A 24,245-nucleotide genomic window follows, 5' to 3' on the forward strand; every position below is an offset into this window, starting at 1 on the left:
AAACAATTTAATTAACTGATTTTGTAGTAGCTAAAATTTGGGAAATAATTTTGACAGAAAGTCCAGAACTTTCTATTTCTCTAATTTTTTTACCCCATGCCTCTACTTGCTGCTGCAATGAAGAATTGCTTTCTATTGTTTCAATAAAATTAGTTATTTTCTGGACTGTTACATCTTGAATATCACCCACCAACCCTAATCCATGATAATGAATCCTTTTAGCATTTTCCGGTTGGTCAGCACAAATGGGAAATACTATCATTGGTGTTCCTGAAAATATGCATTCTTTAATAGTATGTATTCCTCCAGCTATAATTGCTAAACAAGCTCGTTCTAGAAGTGCTAATTGCGGTGCTTTATTAACTATGATGACATCATCGGGAATAAAAGTAAAATCCTCAACACAAAGATAATCGCTCACTGAAACCACTAATTGATATTTAGGTTTTTTGGAAATAGCATCAATGATGTTTTGAATAAATTGTTTTGCTTTAGCTACAGTTAAAGTTTCTACCGCTCCTACTGTAGTTCCTAAAGCACAATAAATTAGAGCTTTATCTTGCTTGAGTTTTGACCAATTAAAATCAGATTGTTGTCTTTCTAAATCTATAGAAGCTTCTGCATAATAACATCCTGGTCTTACAGTGCCAGGAAAATCTAATTCTTTAGGACATAAAAATAAATGTGGTAATTTCAAAGGAATCACCTGCTGAAAATCTAGTAAGTCCAGAGGAACTTTACTCTTGATAGCAATTTTTTTGATAATATTTTTAATATTGATATCGATACCAATTAACCAACTGAATGCTAATTTAAATTGTTGTATCCAAAACTGAGGAGAAAATTGTATTTGTCGGTTTGAATTAGGCGGTGGTAGTGCCGTAAACATATCCGTTAAATAAATGCTTGTAATTTGGGATTCATAAGCTATTAAAGCCAGTAAAGTTGAGAACAAAGGGGAGGATGTACTAATCAAAAGTAAATCGGGATGAGTCTGTTTGAGCAAAGTATGTACTTCGCGGTTCTCTCCTGTTAGAAAGGAATCAATCATAGATTTAAAATATTTGATATATTTTATTTGCTCTAAGATGAGCTTAAGCCCACTAGCTTTAAGATGATTATCATCGACTTTTCGTATAAAACCTTTTGGGAACCATCTTTCGAGAATAGGTAGAAAAGTAAACCCATGATTTTGAGCATTTTCTTCAGAATCTGGTATCCCCAAATAAAGCACTTCATGACCAAAAGATTTTAGAGTTTTCGCCAACTTCAAAGTGCCATAAAATTCGCCTTGCAATCGCCAAATACAAAATACAATTTTTGCCATGACTAAAACTCTACTGCAAATGTACCTAATAGCGTCAATGGTGCTGCGGGGAGAAGACTAAAACCATCTACTTCGTAATATTTAACATCAAAGAGATTCTTGATATTTAGACCAACTCTATAATTACTCCGACGATAAAAAACAGATGCGTCAGTTCTTAGATATGAGGGAACTGTGAATGTATTGGGTAAAGATACCTCACGTTCTGCTGCATATACTAACCCTAAGCCAAAACCTAAACCTTGCAAGTTACCATTTTGAATTTCGTAAGTAGACCACAAACTGGCGCTGTGTTCCGGTACGCCTGCTGGTCGGTTTCCGATGGGAATCACATTGTCTTCTGTAACAGCAGCATCTATATAAGCATAACTAGCAATTACCTTCCAACCTGGTAATATTTCCCCAGCAATATCTAGTTCAATACCACGGCTTCTTTGTTCGCCTGTTTGAATGCTGAAGTTATTTCTATCAACTGGATCTGGTGTTAAAACATTCTGACGAGTGATTTGATACAATGCCAAAGTTGCTGACACGCGACTATCAAAAAAATCTTGCTTAATTCCTATTTCAAACTGTTCGCCAATTTCTGGTTTGAATTGTTCACCTGTCCGACTTCTACTAAAGATTTGGGGAACGAAAGCATTAGTCCAATTGAAATAAACAGATGTAAACTGACTTGGCTGATAAACTATTCCAACTCGTGGCGAAAATCTGCTGTCTGTTTGCTCATTTACTACTGTATTAGTTGGACGGTCTTTATAGAAAGAGTCAACCAAATCAAAACGACCGCCTGCCGAAATTTTGAGATTAGGCAAAATTTCTATTAAATCTTGGACATAAATGCCAATATTGTCTCCACCTTGCTCACCAGCAAAACTGAGAGTAAATTCTCCTGGTCTTGCACCATAAACTGGGTTAAAAATATCAATAGGATCTAAGGGAGATTCAAAAATATCATAGCCATATTTGAATCTCGCTAACTCTACGCCAAATAAAACATTGTGACGTAAAGAACCTGTATTAAATTTTCCCAAAATTTCGGTTTGCGAGGAGTAGTTTTCTGTTTTTTGCGCTCCTATAGAAGATGTCCGATCTAGTGTACGACCATCATCTCGTAAGGATATTGAATATATCCGAGCATTGCCAACTTCAGTATTATTAATAGTTGCATTTAACCCCTGTCTAAATTTCCAATTTTCACTAAACTGATGCTCAAAATTACCAGTAATTGAAGCAACATTTCCAGTAGTGGGATCGAGATTGGGTTCGCCAATAAACCTGTTAACTGGCAGTTGTAAAGATACGGGATCTAAAGGTAAACCTTTGTCAAAAATATAACTGTAGTCAAGATATTCAAATTCAGTGGTCAAAGTTGTACGTGGACTCAGTTGCAGAGTTAAAACGGGAGCAATGAAAAAGTTTTCCCTAGAGACAAAATCACGATAGCTGTTACTATTTTCATAAGCAACATTTAAGCGGTATAAAGCAGAGCGATCGCTTAACAGTGGCCCTGTAATATCAATACTGGGACGGTAAAAATCAAAACTGCCAATGGTCAACTGACCTTGGTAAAAGGGACTGTCAAGCGGCTTTTTCGTGACTGTATTAACTAATCCACTCAAGGCAGAAGAACTACCACTACCATAAAGAACTGATGACGGGCCTTTTAGTACTTCTACACGCTCAACGTTGGCAATATCACGAGGATTACCCAAATCCCGAAAGCCGTTGCGGAGGTTTTCATAACCTGCAAACAAACCGCGAATATTGTAACCGGATGCTGTGCCGAAGCCGAATATCCGTTGCACTCCACTGACGTTATCTGTAAATTCGTCTAGACGTGTTACTTGTCTATCTTCTAGTACCTGACGAGGCACAACTTGAATAGATTGGGGGATGTCCCGTAGGGGTACGTCAATTTTTGTAGAACTAGGAGCAATTTGTACGTTGTATTCGCCATCTTGTGTACCTGTTACTACTAATTCAATGGGTTGATCGTCTTGAGCAGATGGCTGTTCTGGTGCTGTTTCACTACTAGGCTGTTCTTCTGTTTCAGGTGTCTGTGGTGGCGGCTGTTGGGATGTAGAAGATATGGCTGGTGTAATCCCGAAAACTAAACCTTCATCGCTATCAAACAGTTCAACTTTTGGCGCACCTGCTTCACCTGTCACTCGAATGCGGATAGTCTTGCTATCTAGGTTTGTCACAGTTATTTCTGTAATTCCCGCGATCGCATTTTCTTGGCGGAAGGAGTCACCTGTTGCTAGGCGCAGTTGAGTGTTAGGAATGTCTGCAATAAAACTATTCCCTTCACTTGTCGTTGAGGTTTGTAGTTTATCAGATGCAGAAGTTTCTAGAATGATTTCCAAACCATCATTTGTTGAGGAAAGACGCACTCCAGTTACTTGTATGACTTCAGTTTGTGCAAGCAGCCAGTCTTTCACACTGGTATAGGGAATCTGAATATCACTGAGTCGGGGGATCTTTGTGCTGGAAGTATCCTCCTTAGGTACTTCCTGTGCTTTCACAGGTGCAATTGCTAATAGACAAATAGCTCCTACAATTCCCAAATCAAAAAACAGTCTTTGTTTCAAAATATTTCTCCACACCACATTGCACACCACAACAACAGGGTATTACTTGCGTTCGATCGCAAATAATTCCATTTCTGCTGTTGCAGGATGAAAAAGTAGTAAATCAAACTTTGGCAAGTTCAACCTACTCAGCTTTAAGAATTTTCAAAGATTTTTGTTGAAGTACTGCTGAAAACTATAACGATAATCATTCTTACAATACCAAGCTTGTAAAAAAAGTCAAGCTCTTTATTGAAAATAAATAAATAAATAAATACAAATGGCATGAATGTAATTTTGTGGGTAATTTACCTATGAAGATTTAGATAAAATTGGATATATCAATGAAATTTTTGAGTTTCAAAAATATTACTGAGCGTACCTAAAGCAGTTGTTTATTTCAAAAGACTGTCCGTAAAACGTGACTGTATGTTAAATAAAAATTAAAAAATTAATTTATTTATATATTAAGTATTAAATATTTACAAATTTACAAAACAATAATAACCAGATTTATTTAATGCTATTAATTTAGCTAATTATTATGCAAGCAATTAATAGTAATAAGTTATTAATAATTGTATAACCAAGAGAAGCGTGTAATATATTGTTTGTTGAGGATTGCTGAGAATAGTTTTCGATATCACTTAGAAAATTTATCCTCCAAAAAAGTTTTGAAGGAAATTGTTAATAATCTGACAATAGACGAATTCAAATTTTTTTGCTTTCGTCTGATTCTTTACTGTTTCTCGTCCTAAAAAACTAAGACGCAAGAAAAATATTGCGAGGTAAGATATTTTATCACGCTAAACACATTCTTGTTTCTTAAATAAACATTAATTAAGGCTAATTGCACCATTATATTTCTTGCAACTAGCAAGGAAAATCTCATTTTATGCTGTTATAAAATTTTCTGTTATCAAACTATTAGATAAACATTTTGAGATGATAAAAATGTGTTTTCTAGTCGTTTAACATTGCAACACCTGAATTTCAAGTGATTAATGACCTTGAATGCACAATTGAGAAGGTTTCCAAATGAGCAAAAGCTTTTTCGAGTTACCAGTTGAATTTTCCACTTTGGTTGAACTGCTTCACTGGAGAGCAAGCAAGCAACCCCAACAGCAAGCATATACTTTTCTTGTAGATGGGGAAGTGGAGGGTTCTTATTTAACCTATGGAGAATTAGATCGGCAAGCTCGGCTGATTGCTACCTTACTTCAAAGCTGTGCAAAAAGGGGAGAAAGAGCATTGTTGCTCTACCCACCAGGTTTAGAATTCATTGCTGCATTTTTTGGATGTCTTTATGCCGGAGTAATAGCGGTTCCTGCTTATCCGCCACGCTCAAACCGTTCCATGCCCCGATTACAAGCCATCATTGCAGATGCACAGGCAACTATTGTCTTAACAACTACAAACCTTTTAACTGATATCAAGCGTCAGTTTATCCAGTTTCCAGAACTGGCAACTATGCAATGCCTAGCAACTGACCTGATTAGCATTCAGGGAAAAGATAAATGGCAACAAGAAGCTAATCTTACCAGTGATACTTTAGCATTGCTGCAATATACTTCAGGTTCTACAGCAGCACCAAAAGGAGTGAAGGTCAGTCATGGCAATCTTTTACATAATCAAAAGTTGATTCAACTGGCAATGGAGCATACCGCAGAAACAGTTTTTGTCGGGTGGCTACCTCTATTTCATGATATGGGATTGGTGGGGAATATGCTCCAGCCTTTGTACTTGGGAATACCCTGCATTCTCATGTCTCCTGTGACGTTTTTGCAAAAACCTCTTCGTTGGTTACAAGCAATTTCCCGGTATAAAGCCACAACTAGTGGCGGGCCGAATTTTGCCTATGATTTATGTGTTCGTAAAATTACCCCCGAACAACGAAAAAACTTAGATTTGAGTAGTTGGGAAATTGCTTTTAACGGAGCCGAACCGATTCGCAAAGAAACATTAGAACAGTTTGCTCTCACCTTTGTTGAGTGCGGATTTCGCCGCGAGGCTTTTTATCCTTGTTATGGGATGGCGGAAACGACATTGATTGTTTCTGGTGGTAGTAAAGCGGCTCCACCAGTATTACAGTCGGTAAAGTCGTCAGCATTGGCACAAAATCAGATCGTTCCAGCAAGTACAGAAGAAGCTGATGTCAGGACGTTGGTAGGTTGTGGTTATCCTTTGCCAGATTTAAAGATAGTCATTGTCAACCCTGATACTTTAATGTCTTGTCTACCTAGTGAAGTAGGCGAGATTTGGGTTGCAGGAGATAGTGTGACTCAAGGATATTGGTGTCGAAAAGAACAAACAGAGTATACATTCCGAGCTTGCCTGAGAGATACAAAAGAAGGGGCGTTTTTGCGTACAGGCGACTTGGGATTTTTGTATGAAGACGAACTCTTCATTACTGGTCGTCTGAAGGATTTGATAATTATCCGGGGGCGGAATCATTATCCGCAAGACATTGAATGGACGGTAGCTAAGAGCCACCCAGCACTACAAGCAGACAGTGGAGCAGCGTTTTCTGTTGATGTGAACGGCGAAGAAAGGCTAGTTATCGTCCAAGAAGTACAGCGCAGTTATCTACGAAATTTAGAGACTGAGGAACTAGTAGGAGCTATCCGTCAGGCGGTGGTAGAAGGACATGAAGTGCAAGTTTATGCGGTGTTACTTCTCAAACCAAGTAGTATTCCCAAAACTTCTAGCGGCAAGATTCAACGTCATGCTTGTCGGGCTGGGTTTTTGGCAGAAACTTTGGAAACAATAGCTAGCAGTATTCTAGAAAATGATCGTCAAATAAATAGTCAAGTCGGCTTGAGTCGTGAAGATATTTTGGCATTGGAGGCATTACAACGTCAGTCAAAACTAGAATCTTATCTTCACGAACAAGTCGCCATGGTGATGAAACTATCTCTGAAGCAAGTAAATCCAAGGCAGCCTTTAGGTAGTTTGGGTGTTGATTCGTTAATAGCAATTGAACTTCAACACACCATTGAAACTGATTTAGGTATGGTTTTGCCAATGGCTTGTTTTTTAGGAAATGCCAGTATTGAACAACTAGCAATCAAGATAATAGCGCAGTTAGAATCAAATTCGGTTAACGAACTCTCATCCCTTAATGCTGTTACCGAATATCCGCTTTCTCATGGTCAACAAGCGTTGTATTTTTTACAGCAATTAGCGCTAGAAAATACTGCTTATAACATTGCTAGGGCGGTGCTTATCCGGGGCGATTTAAATATTGAAGCGCTACATCGAGCTTTTCAAATATTAGCCGATCGCCATTCTGGTCTACGTACTACTTTTATTACCAAGCAGGGACAAACTGTACAGCGAGTCCATCAACAGTTACAAGTCTACTGGCAACAGGAAGATGCTAGCGAATGGGATGAATTATCTTTGAGCGATCGCCTGATGCAACTAGCTTATTCTCCCTTTGATTTACAACAAGGGCTGTTAATGAGGGTAGGTTTATTTATTCGCTCACCTCAAGAACATATTCTTTTGCTAGTAGTTCATCATATTGTGGCAGACCTCTGGAGTTTGACTGTGCTAGTGGATGAGTTAGGCAGGTTGTATGAGGCACAAAAAAACGGTATATCTCTAACCCTTCCTCCCTTAACCAAACAATATGCTGATTACGTGAATGCTGAAGCACAAATGTTAGCCAATCCAGAAGGTAAGCGACTTTGGGCTTACTGGCAAAAGCAATTATCAGGGGAATTACCTATACTTAATCTCCCCACCGACCGTCCGCGCCCATCTATGCAAAGTTACCGAGGGGCATCTTATACCTGTAAATTCAGTGTAGAACTCACACAGAAACTCAAAGACTTCAGCTGCGATCGCCAAGTCACCCTTTACATGACACTGCTTGCAGTTTTTCAATCGCTGCTTTACCGCTACACAGGACAAGAAGATATACTCGTCGGTTCTCCTACCAGTGGCAGAAATCGAGCTGCTTGGGCGGGAGTTGTCGGTTACTTAGTTAATCCGGTAGTTCTTAGAGCCAGTTTCGCCGACAACCCTAGCTTTGAAACATTTTTACAACAAGTCCAGCAAACAGTTTTAGATGCTTTTGCTCATCAAGATTATCCCTTTTCGCTGATAGTAGAGCAGTTAGTACCTGTTCGTGATTTGGGGCGATCGCCTTTATTTCAGGTGATGTTTGTCTTACAAAAAGCCCAAATCGCACAGCAAGCAGGATTGACAGCCTTAGCACTAGGTGAAACTGGAATATGTATGAATCTAGGAGATTTACAGTTAGAAACTTGGAGACTCGAACAGCAAATAGCGCAGTTTGAGTTAACCCTAATGATGGCTGAAATTGATGGGGTTCTGACAGCTTCTTGGCAATATAACTCTGACCTGTTTGATAGTAATACTATTACCCGCATGGCAGGTCATTTTCAGACCTTACTGGAAAGTGCGATCGCCAACCCACTACAACCCATCGCTAAATTACCACTTTTGACAGATGCAGAACAGCATCAAATATTATATTTGCCTTTGAGAAGAGGGGAAGAAAGGGGGGTGCGATGTCTGCATGAATTGTTTGCAACCCAAGTAGAAAAAACACCTCATGCTGTAGCAATTACCTTTGCTGATGAACATCTAACTTACCAGCAACTCAACGCACGGGCAAATCAACTCGCGCACTATCTCCAAAGCTTGGGTGTAAAGCCAGAAACTAAAGTTGGCTTATGCGTCGAACGTTCTTTAGAAATGATTGTGGGTATACTTGGTATTCTCAAAGCTGGGGGTGCTTATGTACCCTTAGATCCGAATTATCCCCAAGAGCGTTTGGCATTCATTTTAGAAGATGCAAATATAACGATAGTAGTAATGCAGAAGCAGCTAATCGAAAAACTTTCTACTTTTACAGGTTCCATCGTCTGCCTAGATCGAGTTAAACAAGAGAGAGAACACAACCCCATCAGCGAAGTTACTGCCGATAACTTAGCTTATGTAATTTATACTTCTGGTTCCACCGGTCAGCCGAAAGGCGTTTTGGTAAATCACTTCCATGTTGTGCGCTTATTTAGCTCAACTGACGAGTGGTTTAAATTTGGCAGTAACGATGTGTGGACGCTGTTCCATTCCTATGCTTTTGATTTTTCTGTGTGGGAAATGTGGGGGGCGTTGCTGTACGGCGGACGCTTGGTAATCGTTCCCTACTGGATTAGTCGTTCGCCTGAAGCTTTTTATAATTTACTTTGCCAAGAACAGGTAACAGTTCTCAATCAAACTCCTTCGGCTTTTCGTCAATTAATGCGAGTAGAACAACAAGCTTCTAAACTTGCCTTGCGTTTAGTAATTTTTGGTGGGGAAGCCTTGGAAATCAAGAGCTTAAAGCCTTGCTTTGACCGTCATGACGATTCACCACAGTTAGTTAATATGTACGGCATTACAGAAACTACTGTACACGTCACCTATTACCCTCTTACCAAAGCCGATATTGAACGCACCAACAGTATAATTGGTCGTCCAATTCCTGACTTACAGGTGTATATATTAGATAAACATCGTCAACTCGTACCCATTGGAGTACCAGGAGAAATCTACGTTGGTGGTGCTGGTGTAACGCGGGGTTATTTGAATCGTCCCGAACTGACTGCTGCGAGGTTTAAACATTGCACCTTTGGAAATTACTCTATAAGGCTTTATCAAACCGGAGATTTAGGACGCTATTTACCTAATGGCGAATTAGAGTATTTAGGACGTATTGACGAACAAGTAAAAATTCGCGGTTTCCGCATTGAGTTGGGAGAAATTGAGGCCGTATTGCGTCAACATCCAGCTATTGAAGAAGTTGTGGTTTTGATGCGAGAAACTGAGTTTGTTGGTGACATTCAGCCTGATGCTACTGTTACGGAACTGCGCCAATTTATTAAACAAAATAAATCAGAAAATTTTAGCGATCGCCAATTAATTGCGTATTGCGTCTCTACTCAACAGCCTGCACCAACTATAACTGAATTGCGTCGTTGGCTCAAAAATCAGCTACCTGAATACATGATACCTGCGGCTTTCATCATGTTAGATAGTCTACCTTTAACGCCGAGTGGGAAAGTAGACAAACGAGCATTACCAAACTGCGATCGCATCAGACCAGAACTAGATACAGCTTACATTGCTCCGACTACCTCAGCAGAAAAAGCATTAGCTCAAATCTGGACACAGGTATTGAGGATTGAACGAGTAGGTATCCACGATAACTTTTTTGAGTTAGGAGGAGATTCTATCCGTAGTATTCAGGTGTTAGCCAAATCTCAAGAAAGAGGCTTGAATTTTTCGCTACAACAAATTTTTCAACATCAAACGATTTATGAATTAGCGCAAGAAGTCAACATTGCTGAACCGAGTTCTTTATGGAAGCCGAAAACAGAAAGATTCAGTTTGATTGCTGCAAGCGATTGCCAAAAATTACCAACTGATATAGAAGATGCCTATCCTTTAGCGAGAATCCAGGCGGGAGTTATTTTTCATTCTCAATACAGCCCTGGTTCGCCAATGTATCATGATATATTCTTCTACCAGTTGCGAGTTCGTTTTGATGTCGAATGTTTACAACAAGCAATTCAGCAATTAGTAAATCGTCACCCAATTTTACGGACTTCGTTTGATTTAATCAACTTTAGCGAACCATTGCAACTAGTCCATGAGCAAGTGAGTGTATCGCTACAGGTAGAAGATTTACGCTTTCTATCGCCAACTCAGCAAAAACAAGCAATTAACACTTGGATAGAAACTGAGAAACAGCGAAATTTTGATTGGACTTGTCCACCAATGATTCGCTTTTTCGTTCATCGCCTCACTGACGAGTCTTTTTATCTCGTCTTGAGTTTCCACGACTGCATTTTAGATGGATGGAGTACTGCTTCATTACTAACTGAATTACTACATCGTTATTGGGCTTTACTTCACAACCAGACATATCCTCTTGATTCGTCACCGACAATTACATATCGAGATTTTGTTGCATTAGAACGTTCAACCTTGGAGTCAGAAGAATGTCGTAACTATTGGACGCAAAAGCTACAAGATTGCATCACAATGCAATTACCACGTTGGAATTGTAACAGTTCTAGCAGTACCAATCCTGAAATTGGTATTTTAAATGTTCCTATCTCCTCTGAATTGTCCGATAAACTCAAACAGCTGGCGAAGATAGCGCAAGTTCCTGTTAAGCACGTTTTACTAGCTGCACATATCAGAGTCATGAGTTTATTAAGTGGTGAAACGGATGTATTAACGGGTTTGGAGTCTAACGGTAGATTAGAGACTGAAGACGGAGAACAGACGCTAGGTATTCATTTGAACACTGTCCCATTGCGTTTACAACTGCATGGAGGAACATGGATAGACTTAGTACAACAAACTTTTCAAGCAGAAAGTGAATTATTACCTTATAGACGCTATCCCTACGCAGAATTGAAAAAGCTTAATCGTGGAGAACAGCTATTTGAAACTGTTTTTAATTACACTCACTTTCATATATTCCAGAATCTTCAATCATTAACAGGTTTAGAAATTATCGGCGCGCAAGGTTTTGGTGAAACCCATTTTGCTTTAAGAGTTGAGTTTAACCGAGAGCCATTTTCGGATAATATTCAACTTGATTTAGAATGCGACCTCACCAAGATTAATCAAGTTCAACTAGAAGCCATTGGCGGTTACTATTTTGAGACATTAACAGCTATGTCTCACCAACCAAGCGATCGCTATGAGTCTCAATGTTTGCTTCCTGTTAATGAACAGCATCAGTTATTGATATGGAATGATACAAGTAGGGAATATCCCGAAAAATTGCTCATTCATCAATGGTTTGTAAATCAGGCATTGCAGACACCGGATGCAACAGCGTTAGTGTTTGGGAATCAGCAGTTAACTTATCAAGAACTCAACGAACGTTCCGATCAACTTGCTCATTACTTGCAAAATTTAGGGGTAAGCTCTGATGTACCCGTGGGACTTTATGTAGAACGTTTTATAGAAACGATCGTAGGGATATTAGGTATTCTTAAAGCTGGTGGCGCATACGTACCGCTAGATCCTGCCTATCCGCTAGAGCATATTAATTTCATACTGCAAGATGCTGGGGTGTCATTAGTCGTTAGTCAAAAGTCATTAGTTAATAGCTTAGGTCAAATGACAGTTATTTGCCTGGATACAGACTGGGAATTAATAACAAGAAGTAGCCAAGATAAGCTCATTAACTGCACAGAGCCAAATCATTTAGCCTATATTATTTATACTTCTGGGTCTACTGGCAAACCGAAGGGAGTACCAGTTAATCATAAAAATTTAGTGCATTCTACCAGTGCTAGAATTGCTTATTACTCAGAACCCGTTCGCAGTTTTTTATTAATTCCTTCATTGGCCTTTGATAGTTCAGTGGCGGTGATTTTCTGGACTTTATGCCAAGGAGGAACCTTAGTATTAATTAACGAAGATAGACAAAGAGATATTTGGCATTTAGGAAAGGCGATCGCGCAACATCAAATTTCCCATTGGTTGAGTGTTCCTTCTTTGTATAAACTATTATTAGACCATATCCAACCAACTGAATTAATTTCTCTGCGTACCGTAATTGTTGCGGGAGAAACTTGTTCGCCCGTCTTAGTCAAACATCACCGTCAACTATTACCCCAAACATCACTTTTCAATGAATACGGGCCGACCGAAGCAACCGTCTGGAGTAGTGTCTGCAATTGTCAAGACTATGAATCAAGCCATGCTATTCCCATCGGTCGCCCCATTTCTAACACCCAAATATATTTGCTAGATATCTACTTACAACCTGTACCTATTGGAGTTGTGGGAGAAATATATATTGGCGGAGAAGGTGTAGTCAGTGGATATCTAAATCATCCTGAATTAACCGCCCAAAAATTCATTCCTAATCCATTCAGCGATCGAGAAGGTGATATTCTCTACAAAACAGGAGATTTAGGGCGTTTTCTTCCTGACGGCAATATCGAATTTATTGGTCGCCGCGATTATCAAGTCAAAATCAATGGATATCGCATTGAATTAGAAGAGATTGAAACAGTATTAAAACAACACCCAGAAGTCAAAAATGCGGTGGTTTTAGCCAAAGAAGAATTAGGCAAAAAACATTTACTAGCCTATGTTGTAACATCTGATATTGCACCCAGCACCAGCCAATTACGAAATTTCTTAAAACAGAAATTGCCAGCTTACAAAATACCTAACAATTTCATAATCTTAGATACCTTGCCTTTGACTCCTAATGGCAAAGTTGACCGTCGGAATTTACCAGCACCTAATCAAAAATTCATGAATGAGATGAAAATAGCCCATCTTTTACAAAAGCTAGAACAAATTTCTGACGAAGAAGCACAACTTATACTTGCTCAAAAGAAAATGTTAACTTTACAACCTGAATAAACTAGAGAAACAAAAAATGAGTGATTTTTTGGAACGCCTTGAACAACTATCACCAGAAAAACGTGAACTACTAAATCTCTTCCTCCAAGAAGAAAACGCACAGATAGAAGAAAACTATGTAGAACCTACAACACAAGTTGAAAAAGTACTAGCAAGTATATGGAGTCAAGTTCTTGGTATTGAAAGGGTGGGTATTTATGATAACTTCTTCGAGTTGGGAGGAGATTCTATTCAGAGCATTCAAATTATTGCCAAAGCAAATCAATTAGGTTGGCAACTGACGACTAATCAACTGTTTGATTATCCAACTATTGCTGAATTAGCAAAAATCACGGAAACAACTTTGCTTACTCCTACGAACAGCGAAGAAGCGCAATCTGAAAATTTAACTAGTTTTCCACCTTCAGACTTTCCAGAATCAGAGTTAAGTCAATCAGAGCTAAACGAGCTTTTCAGTTAACATGAAACTTGAAGATGTTGAATACATTTACACTCTTTCGCCAACCCAACAAGGGATGCTATTTCACATCCTGGCGGAACCAAATTCAGGAATGTATTTGGAGCAAATTTTATGTACATTACAAGGAAAACTAAATTTCTCTGCTTTTAATAAAGCTTGGCAGCAAATTGTAGAACGCCATCCTAGTTTAAGAACAGGTTTTATTTCCAAGAATTTAGATAAACCAGTTCAAGTAGTATATCGGCGTGTGAAACTGGTAATAGAGCAGTATGATTGGCAGAACTTCTCGAATTATAAGCAGAAAGAACAATTAAATACTTTTCTAGAACTAGACCGTCAGCGTAGTTTTCAGCTTTCTGAACCGCCTTTGATGCGACTAACTTTGATTTGTCTTGATAAGGAAGTTTATCAGCTGATTTGGACTACTTACCATCTGATATTAGATGGTTGGTGTACTGATATTTTACTAAAAGAATTTTTTACTCTTTACGAAGCATTTTGCCAAGGTGATAATCTGCAATTACAATCATGTCGTCCCTATCGGGATTACATAGCTTGGTTGAAAAAGCAGGATTTATCAGCAGCAGAAGCCTTTTGGCGACAAAAACTTATGGGATTCAAAAAAACAACTTCTTTGGCAATTAACCGCAGTTTTAACTATGATAAAAAAGACAACTATGCTCAACAACAGATTCAACTATCTGCAACTGTTACAGCAAAACTTAAATCCTTTGCAAAACACCACCATCTAACTTTAAATACTTTATTTCTTGGTGCTTGGGCTTTGTTACTCAGCCACTATAGCAAGGAAAAAGATGTGGTATTTGGTACTGTTATGTCTGGTCGTCCTGTAACTTTACCAGGAGTTGAATCAATAGTAGGTCTTTTCGTTAACACTTTACCAACGCGAGTGCAAATTTCTCCTCAAGATTCACTCGTACCTTGGTTAAAAAAACTCCAGTCTCAATATAACCAACTACGCCAGTATGAACATACTCCTTTGATAAACATTCAAAGTTGGAGTGAAGTTTCTGGGGGATTACCATTATTTGAAAGTTTGTTAGCGTGTCAGAACTCTTTAGTAGATATTTCTCGCTTATCTACAACTAATTTAAAAATTAATAACGTTTCTTTGTTTTCACGCTCTAATTATCCCCTCACACTTATCTTATTACTTGGTTCAAGCTTAGGTCTAGTGGCTCACTATGATTCATCTTTTTTCAAATTTATAAACATTACTAGAATCCTAAATTACTTGCAAATATTATTTAATGCTTTCGGGGAAGAACCTAATACACAACTGGAAAATTTAGTTAACTTAATTCAGGAATATGAAAATCAACAAAAAGCTGATGATTTAGAAAGAATGCGAAATATAGCTGCTAATAAATTAAAAAACATTCAACCAAAAACCATTGTAATTTCATAAAATTATGTCTTCTACAATTACTCATCCCGACTACAATCTTATTGCTTCAGTTAATAATCAATATTATAGTCAAGATTATCTTAAATATAATTTGCCATTTATTCACGAATTATTTTTATCAAAGCTGCCTGTTGGTTCTAATATTCTTGATATTTGCTGTGGCGTTGGTCGTTTAGCACAGATGTTGTTAAACAAAGGATATAAAGTCACAGGAATTGATAGCTCAGAAGCAATGCTGCATTATGCTCGTGAAAATGCCAGCAATGGAGAATTTATTTGCAGTGATGCACGTTATTTTGAATTATTACCTGTTTTTGAGGGAGCAATTTCTACAGGTGCTTTCAATCATTTTATGTCTTGTGAAGAATTGAGAAGTGCTTTTGAGAGTGTTTACAAAGCATTATGTTGTAATGGTTTATTTGTCTTTAATATTTTGTTAGAACAAGGGTTTCAAGCTGGCTGGAATGATATTGTTTTAAGTGATGCCAAAGATGATTGTGCCTGGATTGTAAAACATATTTATAATCCAGAAGAGAAGATAGGTCAAATCAAAATTACTGGTTTTAAATTTATTGAAAAAAATTGGCAACGTTTTGACGACATCATGTTAGTTAAAACTTATGCCGCAGATGAAATTATATTTGCTTTAGAAAATGTAGGTTTTAAGCAAGTTCGTGTTTATTATAGTGAACCAGATAAATCACGCGAAAGTTATTTTGTTGCCTACAAGTAAATAATATCGCAACGCAAAAATCAAATTTACCGATAGTTTTTATGGGGAGTTTATTATAGATGTGTGGTATTGTAGGCATTTTTTCTAGACAAGAACCAATTATAGTAGAAGCATTAACCAAGGCTACACAACAGTTGCGCGATCGCGGCCCCGATCGCCAATCACATTGGGTTGCTGACCACCAAAAAGTGGGATTAGGGCATACTCGACTTAGTATTATCGATTTAGCAACAGGCAATCAACCAATAACCAATGAAGATGAAAAGTTACACGTTGTCGTGAATGGGGAGTTTTATGATTATGAAAAAATTCAGCATCAATTAAAAAACTTAGGTCATCGACTGAGAACCCGTTCTGATAGCGAAATCGTACTTCATCTATATGAAGAATTTGGCACTGAATGTCTGCAATATCTCCGGGGTGAATTTGCATTTATCTTGTGGGATGAGGCGAAACAGGTTTTATTTGCAGCACGCGATCGCTTTGGAATTAAACCACTTTTTTACACTACAGTTGGTAACACACTTTATCTAGCATCAGCAGCCAAAGCTTTATTTGCTGCTGGAGTTCCCGCCAGTTGGGATTATGAATCATATTTTCAGCAGTTATTCATTTACGTCAATCAAGACAGCACTTTGTTTGCAGGTGTCAAGCAAATTCCGCCTGGACACTATTTGTTAGCAACGCCCAATCAAAGTCAAATTACTCGCTATTGGGATCTGGATTATCCAATAGTTAATCAACAAATCCCACAACGTCAGGATAATGAATATATTGAACTATTCCGTCATAAATTAGAAGAAGCTGTGCAAATTCGACTACGGGCTGATGTACCTGTAGGTAGTTTCTTGAGTGGCGGTATTGATTCATCAGCTGTTTTGGGAATAGCAGCAAAATCTAGTTGCGATCCAATCCGCGCTTTTAATGTTTCGTTTGATCGCCCAGCCTATGATGAAGAACCTATCGCTCGTGAAACAGCAAAATATGTTGGTGCTGATTTTCAAGTAATTCGGCTTAATCAATCTGATTTTGCTGAACATATTGCTGATGCAATTTGGCACGCTGAAACTTTGGGTGTAAATTCACATGGTGTAGCGAGATATATACAAAGTCGTGTAGTCCGACAATCGGGTTATAAAGTTGTTTTATCTGGGGAAGGTTCGGATGAAATTTTGGCAGGGTATAGTCATTCACGCCAAGATTTACTTTTCAATAATTCTATTCAAAAAACACCAACCGCTTTAGCTAGTGTAGAGCAGAAATTAGGATTTATCCCTTCTTGGTTAAAAGAAATAGCAGTTAAACGTTCTGTTTTTAACTTGCTTCTCAATCCTGATTATACCTCTGATTATTCTGACCTAGATGTTTATGGCAAGTTTTTAAACCAATTTGATATAAAAGAACAAGTTTTAGGAAGAGAACCAGTTATTCAATCTTTATATTTGTGGTCTAAGTCAATTTTACCTAACTATATTTTGTTTGCTGAACGTTTAGAAATGGCTAATGCGATCGAGGTACGTTTACCCTTTTTAGATCATCATCTTTTTGAATTAGTACGTGAAATGCCAGTTTCTTTATTAGTTCGGGGGATGAAAGAAAAATATGTGCTAAGAGAAGCGGCTAGACCTTTTCTGACTGATACAGTCTACACTCGTCCAAAACAACCTTTTACGGCTCCACCTGTAACTATTACAACTAATAATTCTCTTTATATTTTAATTCAAGATGTGTTGCGGAGTTCAGTTATGGCATCTGTACCATTTTTTAATCAATCGGCGATCGCTACACTCTTAGATGGACTTGCAACTATGAAAGAAAGTCAGCGTATTAATTTAGAACCAGCTTTATTGATGCTACTAGGTACTTGCTTTTTACAAAGTCGTTTTAATCTTTAGTTGCAAAATATATAAAATTTTAAACGCAAAGGTGCGCTGAGGTAAGCGCAGAGGAACACAGAGTATGATTGAAGGCTTTGAACTATCACCCCAGCAAAAGAATATCTGGCTGTTACAGCAAGACAGTTCAGTTTATCGAACACAGATGAGTGTTTTAATTGATGGAAAATTGAACGTGGAAGCTTTACAAAAAGCTTTTCAAGGGTTGGTTAATCGGCATGAAATTCTTCGCACGACATTCAAAATATTATCAAATATAGAGTTTCCTGTTCAGGTTATTAGTAGTACCAGTATTCTAAATTGGCAAGAATTAGATTGGACTGATCTAAATGCTGATGAGCAAGAAAGTCAAATTACAGGATTTTTAACAACAGATAATCAATGCAAATTTAATTATGCTGTTTCTTCTTTATTTCATGTAAAGTTAATAAAAATATCAGAACAAAAATATATTTTTATCGTCACCTTACCCAGCCTTTGCGCTGATTCTATAAGCCTGGATAATTTATTACATGAAATCACTCTTTTATATAGTAACAAATATAATTGCTTAAACAATTCTCCTTTACAGTATGTACATTTTTCTGCATGGAGAAATGAGTTATTAACTGATGAAGAGTTAGAATTGGGCAGAGATTATTGGCACAACAAGCAAATATCAGATTTTTTAAATCTTCAACTTCCTTTTGAAAAGGATAATTTTAAAGATAAAGAATTTGAACCAGAAGCTTTATCTATCAAACTGACTTGCGGTTTGGTAAATCAAGTAGAAGAATTTATTCAAAGACATCAAATATCAAAATCTGCTTTTTTTCTGACTGGGTGGAAAATTTTACTTTGGCATCTTACGGATCGGTCTGATATTGTCATCGGAACTAATTACAATGGGCGTTCATACCCAGAATTAGAAACTACATTTGGTTTGTTAGCTCAATATTTACCAATTCACTCTCACTTAGAAGCTGAAGACATTTGTATTCAAGTGTTACAACAAGTTGATGCAGCAATTTGTGAGGCTTATTCTTGGCAAGAGTATTTTGCTTGGGATCAAATCATCAGAACAACAGATAATTCTCATATTTTACCGCCTCATTTATATTGTTTTGATTTTCAAGATTATCGGCAAACGTATTTAGCTGATGGGGTTTCATTTTATGATAAACAGAAATATGTCTGTTTATCACCTTTTAAAATTAAACTTAATTGTATTGATAGAAAAGATTCTATTGATATAGAATTTAATTATAATTCAAACTCGTTTGCATTGGATTTTATCAGAAATTTATCAAAACAATTTAAAACATTAATTGAAAGTATCTTAACTGAAGAAAAAGCAACCATAAATAATTTACTAATTATAGATAAAGCAGAACAAGAAAAAGTTTTATTTACTTGGAACAACACCCATAGAGACTATCAAGCGTTTCAATGCCTTCATCAAATTTTTGAAACTCAAGTAGAACAAACTCCCGATGCAGTTGCTGTTGTTTTTCTAGACCAAAAGATAACATATCGAGAGTTGAACCAACGAGCTAATCAACTAGCACATTATCTGCAAAAGTTCGGGGTAGCTCCGGAGGTTTTAGTTGGCATTTGTATGCAACGCTCTATAGATTTAATCATTGGGCTGTTAGCTATTTTCAAGGCTGGAGGAGCTTACATACCACTAGATCCTAGCTATCCACAGGAACGTCTAGGTTTTATGTTAGCCGATACACAAACACCAGTCTTATTAACTCAACAACCATTGTTAGATTTAATTCCAGAACATGAAGCGCAAGTCATTTGTATAGATAGGGACTGGGAGCAATTTGCCCAGGAAAGTTTAGAAAACCCTGTTAATAATCTAACTCCAGATAATTTAGCCTATGTAATCTATACTTCTGGCTCAACAGGAAAGCCCAAAGGAGTAATGAATAATCATAAAGGTGTAAATAATCGCTTGTTGTGGATGCAAGAGACTTTTCAATTCACAACCGCAGATAGATTTTTACAAAAAACCCCTTTAAGTTTTGATGTTTCTATTTGGGAAATTTTCTCACCCTTTTTAGCAGGTGCAAGTCTAGTATTAGCTAAACCAGATGGTCATCAAGATAGTAATTATTTAGTTCACTTAATTGCCCAGCAACAAATTACTATTGTTCATTTTGTGCCATCAATGTTAGCAGTGTTTCTAAATGAAGCAGAATTAGAAAAATGCCAAAGTCTCAAACAAGTTTTTTGTAGTGGAGAAGCACTTTCTTTTGACATTCAAGAGAGTTTTTTTGCTCACGTAAATGCAGAATTATATAATCTTTATGGGCCGACAGAAGCATCAATCGAAGTAACTTGGTGGCATTGCCAACGAGATAGCGATCGCAATTTTGTACCCATTGGTCGCCCAATCTCTAATATGCAGACATATATTTTAGATAAGTATTTGCGTCCTGTCCCTATTGGTGTTCCAGGTGAGTTACACATTGCTGGTGTAGGAGTAGCGCGGGGTTATTTGCATCGACCTGATTTGACTGCTCAAAAGTTTATTCTTAACCCTTTCAATTCCGAGGGTAACAAACTGTACAAAACAGGTGATTTAGCTCGTTACTTACCTGATGGCAATATTGAATACTTGGGACGTATAGATGACCAAGTAAAAATTAGAGGATTTCGCATTGAGTTAGGTGAAATTGAAGCAGTTTTACACCAGCATTCTAGTGTTTCGACTGCAATTGTTCAGGCGCAAAATCAAGTTGATGAAAAACGCTTGGTTGTTTATATAGTGCCGCACCCACAATCAACGCCTAAAACTTCAGAATTGCGGTATTTTCTCGAACAGAAACTACCTAAATATATGATTCCGTCAGAAATTATATTTTTAAAAGCACTGCCTCTTTTATCCAATGGGAAAATAGACCGTCGAGCATTACTAACTGCCGAACGAATACAACCAGAACCGGAAAATTATTTTGTCGCACCGCAAACAGCAACACAGCAAATTGTGGCGGATATTTGGCAACAAGTTTTAAATCTAGAGAAGGTAGGTATCTACGATAATTTTTTTGAGTTAGGTGGGCATTCACTATTAGCAATTCAGATTATTTCCCGATTAAATAAAGCTTTTAAAATTGAACTGCCTATACGTAGTTTATTTGATGCGCCTACCGTTGCAGAATTAGTAGAGATAATCGCCCAAACTAGTACCCCACAAACACAGATTATTCCTCACACAACAAGAAGTGAGCCTTATCGGCTTTCCTTTGCTCAACAGCGATTGTGGTTTCTCAACCAATTAGAATCAGATGTTTTTGCTTACAATATCTCCACATCTGTCCGCCTGCAAGGGCAACTCAATCAAACCGCACTGCATCAGAGTTTTAATGAAATTGTCCGTCGCCACGAAGCTTTAAGAACAAGTTTTACCCTTATTAATGACCAACCTGTTCAAGTCATAGCTTCTAATTTAACTTTAAATCTGCCTGTGGTAGACCTACAGCATCTCTCCAAAATTGAACAAGAAGCAGAGATTCAACGTTTGGCAATATCTGAAGCACAACACTCTTTTAATTTGGCTGAAGTGCCATTGCTACGAATTACTTTGATATGTTTAAGTGATGTAGATCGTGTTTTGCTATTCACGGTACATCATATAGTTTTTGATGGCTGGTCGATAGAAATATTTTTGCGTGAATTAACTAGTCTTTATCAAGCTTTCTGTGCTGGTAAACCTTCCCCTCTTCCCAAATTACCAATTCAATATGCTGACTTTGCTATTTGGCAAAGACAATGGCTTCAAGGCGAGACACTCAAATCTCAATTAGCTTATTGGCAGCAGCAATTAGCCCAAATTCCTCTATTAGAGTTGCCTACAGATAATCCCCGTCCGCCGATTCAAAGCTTTCGCGGTGCATCAGAGCCTTTTTTCTTACCTGCAAATTTGACTGAGGCACTTAAAACACTGAGCAATCGGGAAGGGGTTACTCTGTTTATGACTTTGCTTGCTGCCTTCAAGACATTGCTTTACCGCTACAGTGGACAGAATGATGTTGTAGTCGGTTCACCTATTGCTAATCGCGATCGCACTGAGTTAGAAGGACTAATTGGCTTTTTTGTCAATACTTTAGTCTTACGTACTGATTTGAGTGGCAATCCTACCTTTCGAGAATTGTTGCATAGAGTCAGAGAAGTAACATTAGACGCTTATGCCCACCAAGACTTACCCTTTGAATATTTAGTAGAAAAACTTCAGCCGGAACGGAACTTAAGCCACAACCCGATATTTCAGATTATGTTTGCCCTTGGAAATAACCCAATGGTAGACTTCAAACTCCCTGGTTTAAATACCAGTTTCTTGAACGTTGAGCGTCAAGCTGCCACATTTGATTTAAGTGTGTCACTACAAGTAGACGCTGAAGAACTGCGGGGTAATTTTGAGTACAACACGAATATATTTAGTGCCGATACAATTCGGCAGATGGTAGAACATTTTCAGATATTACTAGCAGGTGTAGTAGATAATCCAGACCAGCATCTAGCAAATTTACCCTTATTAAGTGCCACGGAAGAACATCAATTATTGGTGGAGTGGAACAACACAGAAGTTGAATATCCTCTCAATCAATGTATTCATCATTTATTTGAAGCTCAAGTAGAACTAACACCAAATAAGGTTGCTGTTGCCTATCAAGAGCAGGAAATTACTTACCACGAACTTAATACTCGCGCCAATCAACTCGCACGTTATCTACAAAAATTAGGTGTAGGAACAGAAGTATTAGTAGGTATATATGTTGAGCGTTCGATTGAAATGGTAATAGGTTTATTGGGGATTCTTAAAGCTGGGGGGGCTTATGTACCTCTAGATCCAATATATCCTCAAGAACGCTTGGCTTTGATTTTAGAAAATGCTCAAGTATCAGTGCTATTAACTCAAGAAAAATTGGCAGCAACGCTACCAGAAAATACAGCAAAATTAGTATTTTTAGATACTGATTGGCAAGCGATCGCCACAGAAAATCAATGCAACCTTACTAGCCAAACTAATACTCAAAACTTAGCTTATGTCATCTTTACTTCTGGTTCAACAGGACGACCCAAGGGAGTAGAAATTGTTCATAGTGCTGTCGTTAACTTTTTGTACTCTACAGGTGAAACTTTGGAGCTAAAAGAGCAAGATATTCTTTTATCTGTGACAACTTTAGCTTTTGATATTGCGGTTTTAGAAATTTTTCTGCCTTTAACAGTTGGTGCGCGTGTCATTGTGGTCAGTCGAGAAGTAGCGACAAATGGTGTGGAATTGTCAGCTTGGTTAAATAAATCTCAAGCAACAATTATGCAAGCTACGCCAGCAACTTGGCAGCTGCTATTAGAAGCAGGATGGCAGGGCAATTCTCAACTAAAAATTCTTTGTGGTGGTGAAGCCTTTCCTAGACATTTAGCCAATCAACTATGCCAAAAATGTGCATCTGTATGGAATCTGTACGGCCCTACAGAAACTACCATCTGGTCAGCAGTTTGCAAAGTAGAAATAGAGAACGGTATTGTGCCGATTGGTCGCCCCCTTGCCAACACACAAATGTACATTCTTGACCAACATGGTGAACTCGTGCCGAGAGGAGTCGCGGGGGAATTACACATCGGGGGTTCTGGTTTATCTAGAGGCTATTTAAATCAACCTGAGTTAACGGCTCAGAAATTTATTCCTAATCCTTTTTACAATCTAAAATCCAAAATCCAAAATTTAAAATTGTACAAAACTGGTGATTTAGTTCGTTACTTACCAAATGGCAGTATTGAATATTTAGGACGGATTGATGACCAGGTAAAGCTCAGGGGTTTTCGGATAGAACTAGGAGAAATTGAGGCAGTACTTAATCAATATGCAGGGGTGAAACAGGCTGTAGTTTTGCTCAATCAGCAATTAGTCGCTTATATAGTCTCTACCAACCAGCAAAATCTTACAAATAATGAGTTGCGGAACTTTTTGAAGCAGAAGTTACCCGACTACATGATACCTAGTGAATTTATATTATTAGAAACTTTTCCCTTAACTCCTAATAGCAAAGTAGACCGTAGACGGTTGTTGAATTTAATAGGCTTATATCTAAAAAAAGAAAATACTTACGTTGCGCCGCAATCTGAAATTGAACAAGCGATCGCTGATATTTGGCAAGCAGTTCTTACTGTGGAAAAAGTGGGAATTTATGACAATTTTTTTGATTTAGGTGGTCACTCTTTATTATTGGTGCGTGTTTTCAACCAGTTGCAACAATTACAATACAAAAACTTATCAATGATGGATTTATTTAACTACCCAACCATCAATTCTTTATCTCGATATCTCAGTCAAAAACCATCGTTACAACCAACTGGCACTCCCACCCAAAACCGCAGAGATGCCTTAAGACAACAACGCCAGCGCCGAAGTTATTAAGA

At 37.9% G+C, this 24,245-nt stretch carries 8 protein-coding genes; 6 read left to right on the forward strand and 2 right to left on the reverse strand.

Annotation, left to right across the window (positions count from 1 at the left end):
• Positions 1–7 precede the first annotated feature (7 nt).
• Entirely contained in the window at positions 8–1,327 is a 1,320-nt protein-coding gene (locus GNE10_RS03755) for a glycosyltransferase (protein ID WP_185563713.1), read from the reverse strand.
• A gap of 2 nt (positions 1,328–1,329) precedes the next feature.
• Complete coding sequence (locus tag GNE10_RS03760; RefSeq protein ID WP_199342056.1) at positions 1,330–3,921, reverse strand: TonB-dependent siderophore receptor; 2,592 nt, start codon at positions 3,919–3,921, stop codon at positions 1,330–1,332.
• Positions 3,922–4,938: 1,017 nt separating this feature from the next.
• On the opposite strand from GNE10_RS03760, the gene GNE10_RS03765 reads away from it, so the two are divergent.
• The 6 genes from GNE10_RS03765 (at position 4,939) to GNE10_RS03790 (ending at position 24,243) form a co-directional block, all read left to right on the forward strand.
• On the forward strand, positions 4,939–13,317 hold the full coding sequence (locus tag GNE10_RS03765) for a non-ribosomal peptide synthetase (RefSeq protein ID WP_185563714.1): 8,379 nt from the start codon (positions 4,939–4,941) through the stop codon (positions 13,315–13,317).
• Positions 13,318–13,333: 16 nt separating this feature from the next.
• The gene (locus GNE10_RS03770) at positions 13,334–13,777 is read left to right on the forward strand and encodes a phosphopantetheine-binding protein (RefSeq protein ID WP_185563715.1); all 444 of its coding nucleotides are present in this window, start codon (positions 13,334–13,336) and stop codon (positions 13,775–13,777) included.
• A 1-nt stretch (position 13,778) separates the two neighbouring features.
• Positions 13,779–15,206, forward strand: a complete 1,428-nt coding sequence (locus GNE10_RS03775) for a condensation domain-containing protein (protein ID WP_185563716.1) — start codon at positions 13,779–13,781, stop codon at positions 15,204–15,206.
• Between the two features lie 4 nt (positions 15,207–15,210).
• Complete coding sequence (locus GNE10_RS03780; protein ID WP_185563717.1) at positions 15,211–15,939, forward strand: class I SAM-dependent methyltransferase; 729 nt, start codon at positions 15,211–15,213, stop codon at positions 15,937–15,939.
• 59 nt (positions 15,940–15,998) lie between these two features.
• Entirely contained in the window at positions 15,999–17,834 is a 1,836-nt protein-coding gene (gene asnB / locus GNE10_RS03785) for an asparagine synthase (glutamine-hydrolyzing) (RefSeq protein WP_185563718.1), read from the forward strand.
• 64 nt (positions 17,835–17,898) lie between these two features.
• Complete coding sequence (locus GNE10_RS03790) at positions 17,899–24,243, forward strand: non-ribosomal peptide synthetase (protein WP_185563719.1); 6,345 nt, start codon at positions 17,899–17,901, stop codon at positions 24,241–24,243.
• The last annotated feature ends 2 nt before the right edge of the window (positions 24,244–24,245 follow it).

The sequence above is a fragment of the Nostoc sp. 2RC genome (genome assembly GCF_014222165.1).
Taxonomy (GTDB): Bacteria; Cyanobacteriota; Cyanobacteriia; order Cyanobacteriales; family Nostocaceae; genus Nostoc; species Nostoc linckia.

Excerpts from the sequence above, each read along its gene's own strand:
- GNE10_RS03755 (WP_185563713.1), bottom strand. The coding sequence starts at position 1,327 with ATGGCAAAAATTGTATTTTGTATTTGGCGATTGCAAGGCGAATTTTAT.
- GNE10_RS03765 (WP_185563714.1), top strand. The coding sequence starts at position 4,939 with ATGAGCAAAAGCTTTTTCGAGTTACCAGTTGAATTTTCCACTTTGGTT.
- GNE10_RS03770 (WP_185563715.1), top strand. The coding sequence starts at position 13,334 with ATGAGTGATTTTTTGGAACGCCTTGAACAACTATCACCAGAAAAACGT.
- GNE10_RS03775 (WP_185563716.1), top strand. The coding sequence starts at position 13,779 with ATGAAACTTGAAGATGTTGAATACATTTACACTCTTTCGCCAACCCAA.
- GNE10_RS03780 (WP_185563717.1), top strand. The coding sequence starts at position 15,211 with ATGTCTTCTACAATTACTCATCCCGACTACAATCTTATTGCTTCAGTT.
- asnB (WP_185563718.1), top strand. The coding sequence starts at position 15,999 with ATGTGTGGTATTGTAGGCATTTTTTCTAGACAAGAACCAATTATAGTA.
- GNE10_RS03790 (WP_185563719.1), top strand. The coding sequence starts at position 17,899 with ATGATTGAAGGCTTTGAACTATCACCCCAGCAAAAGAATATCTGGCTG.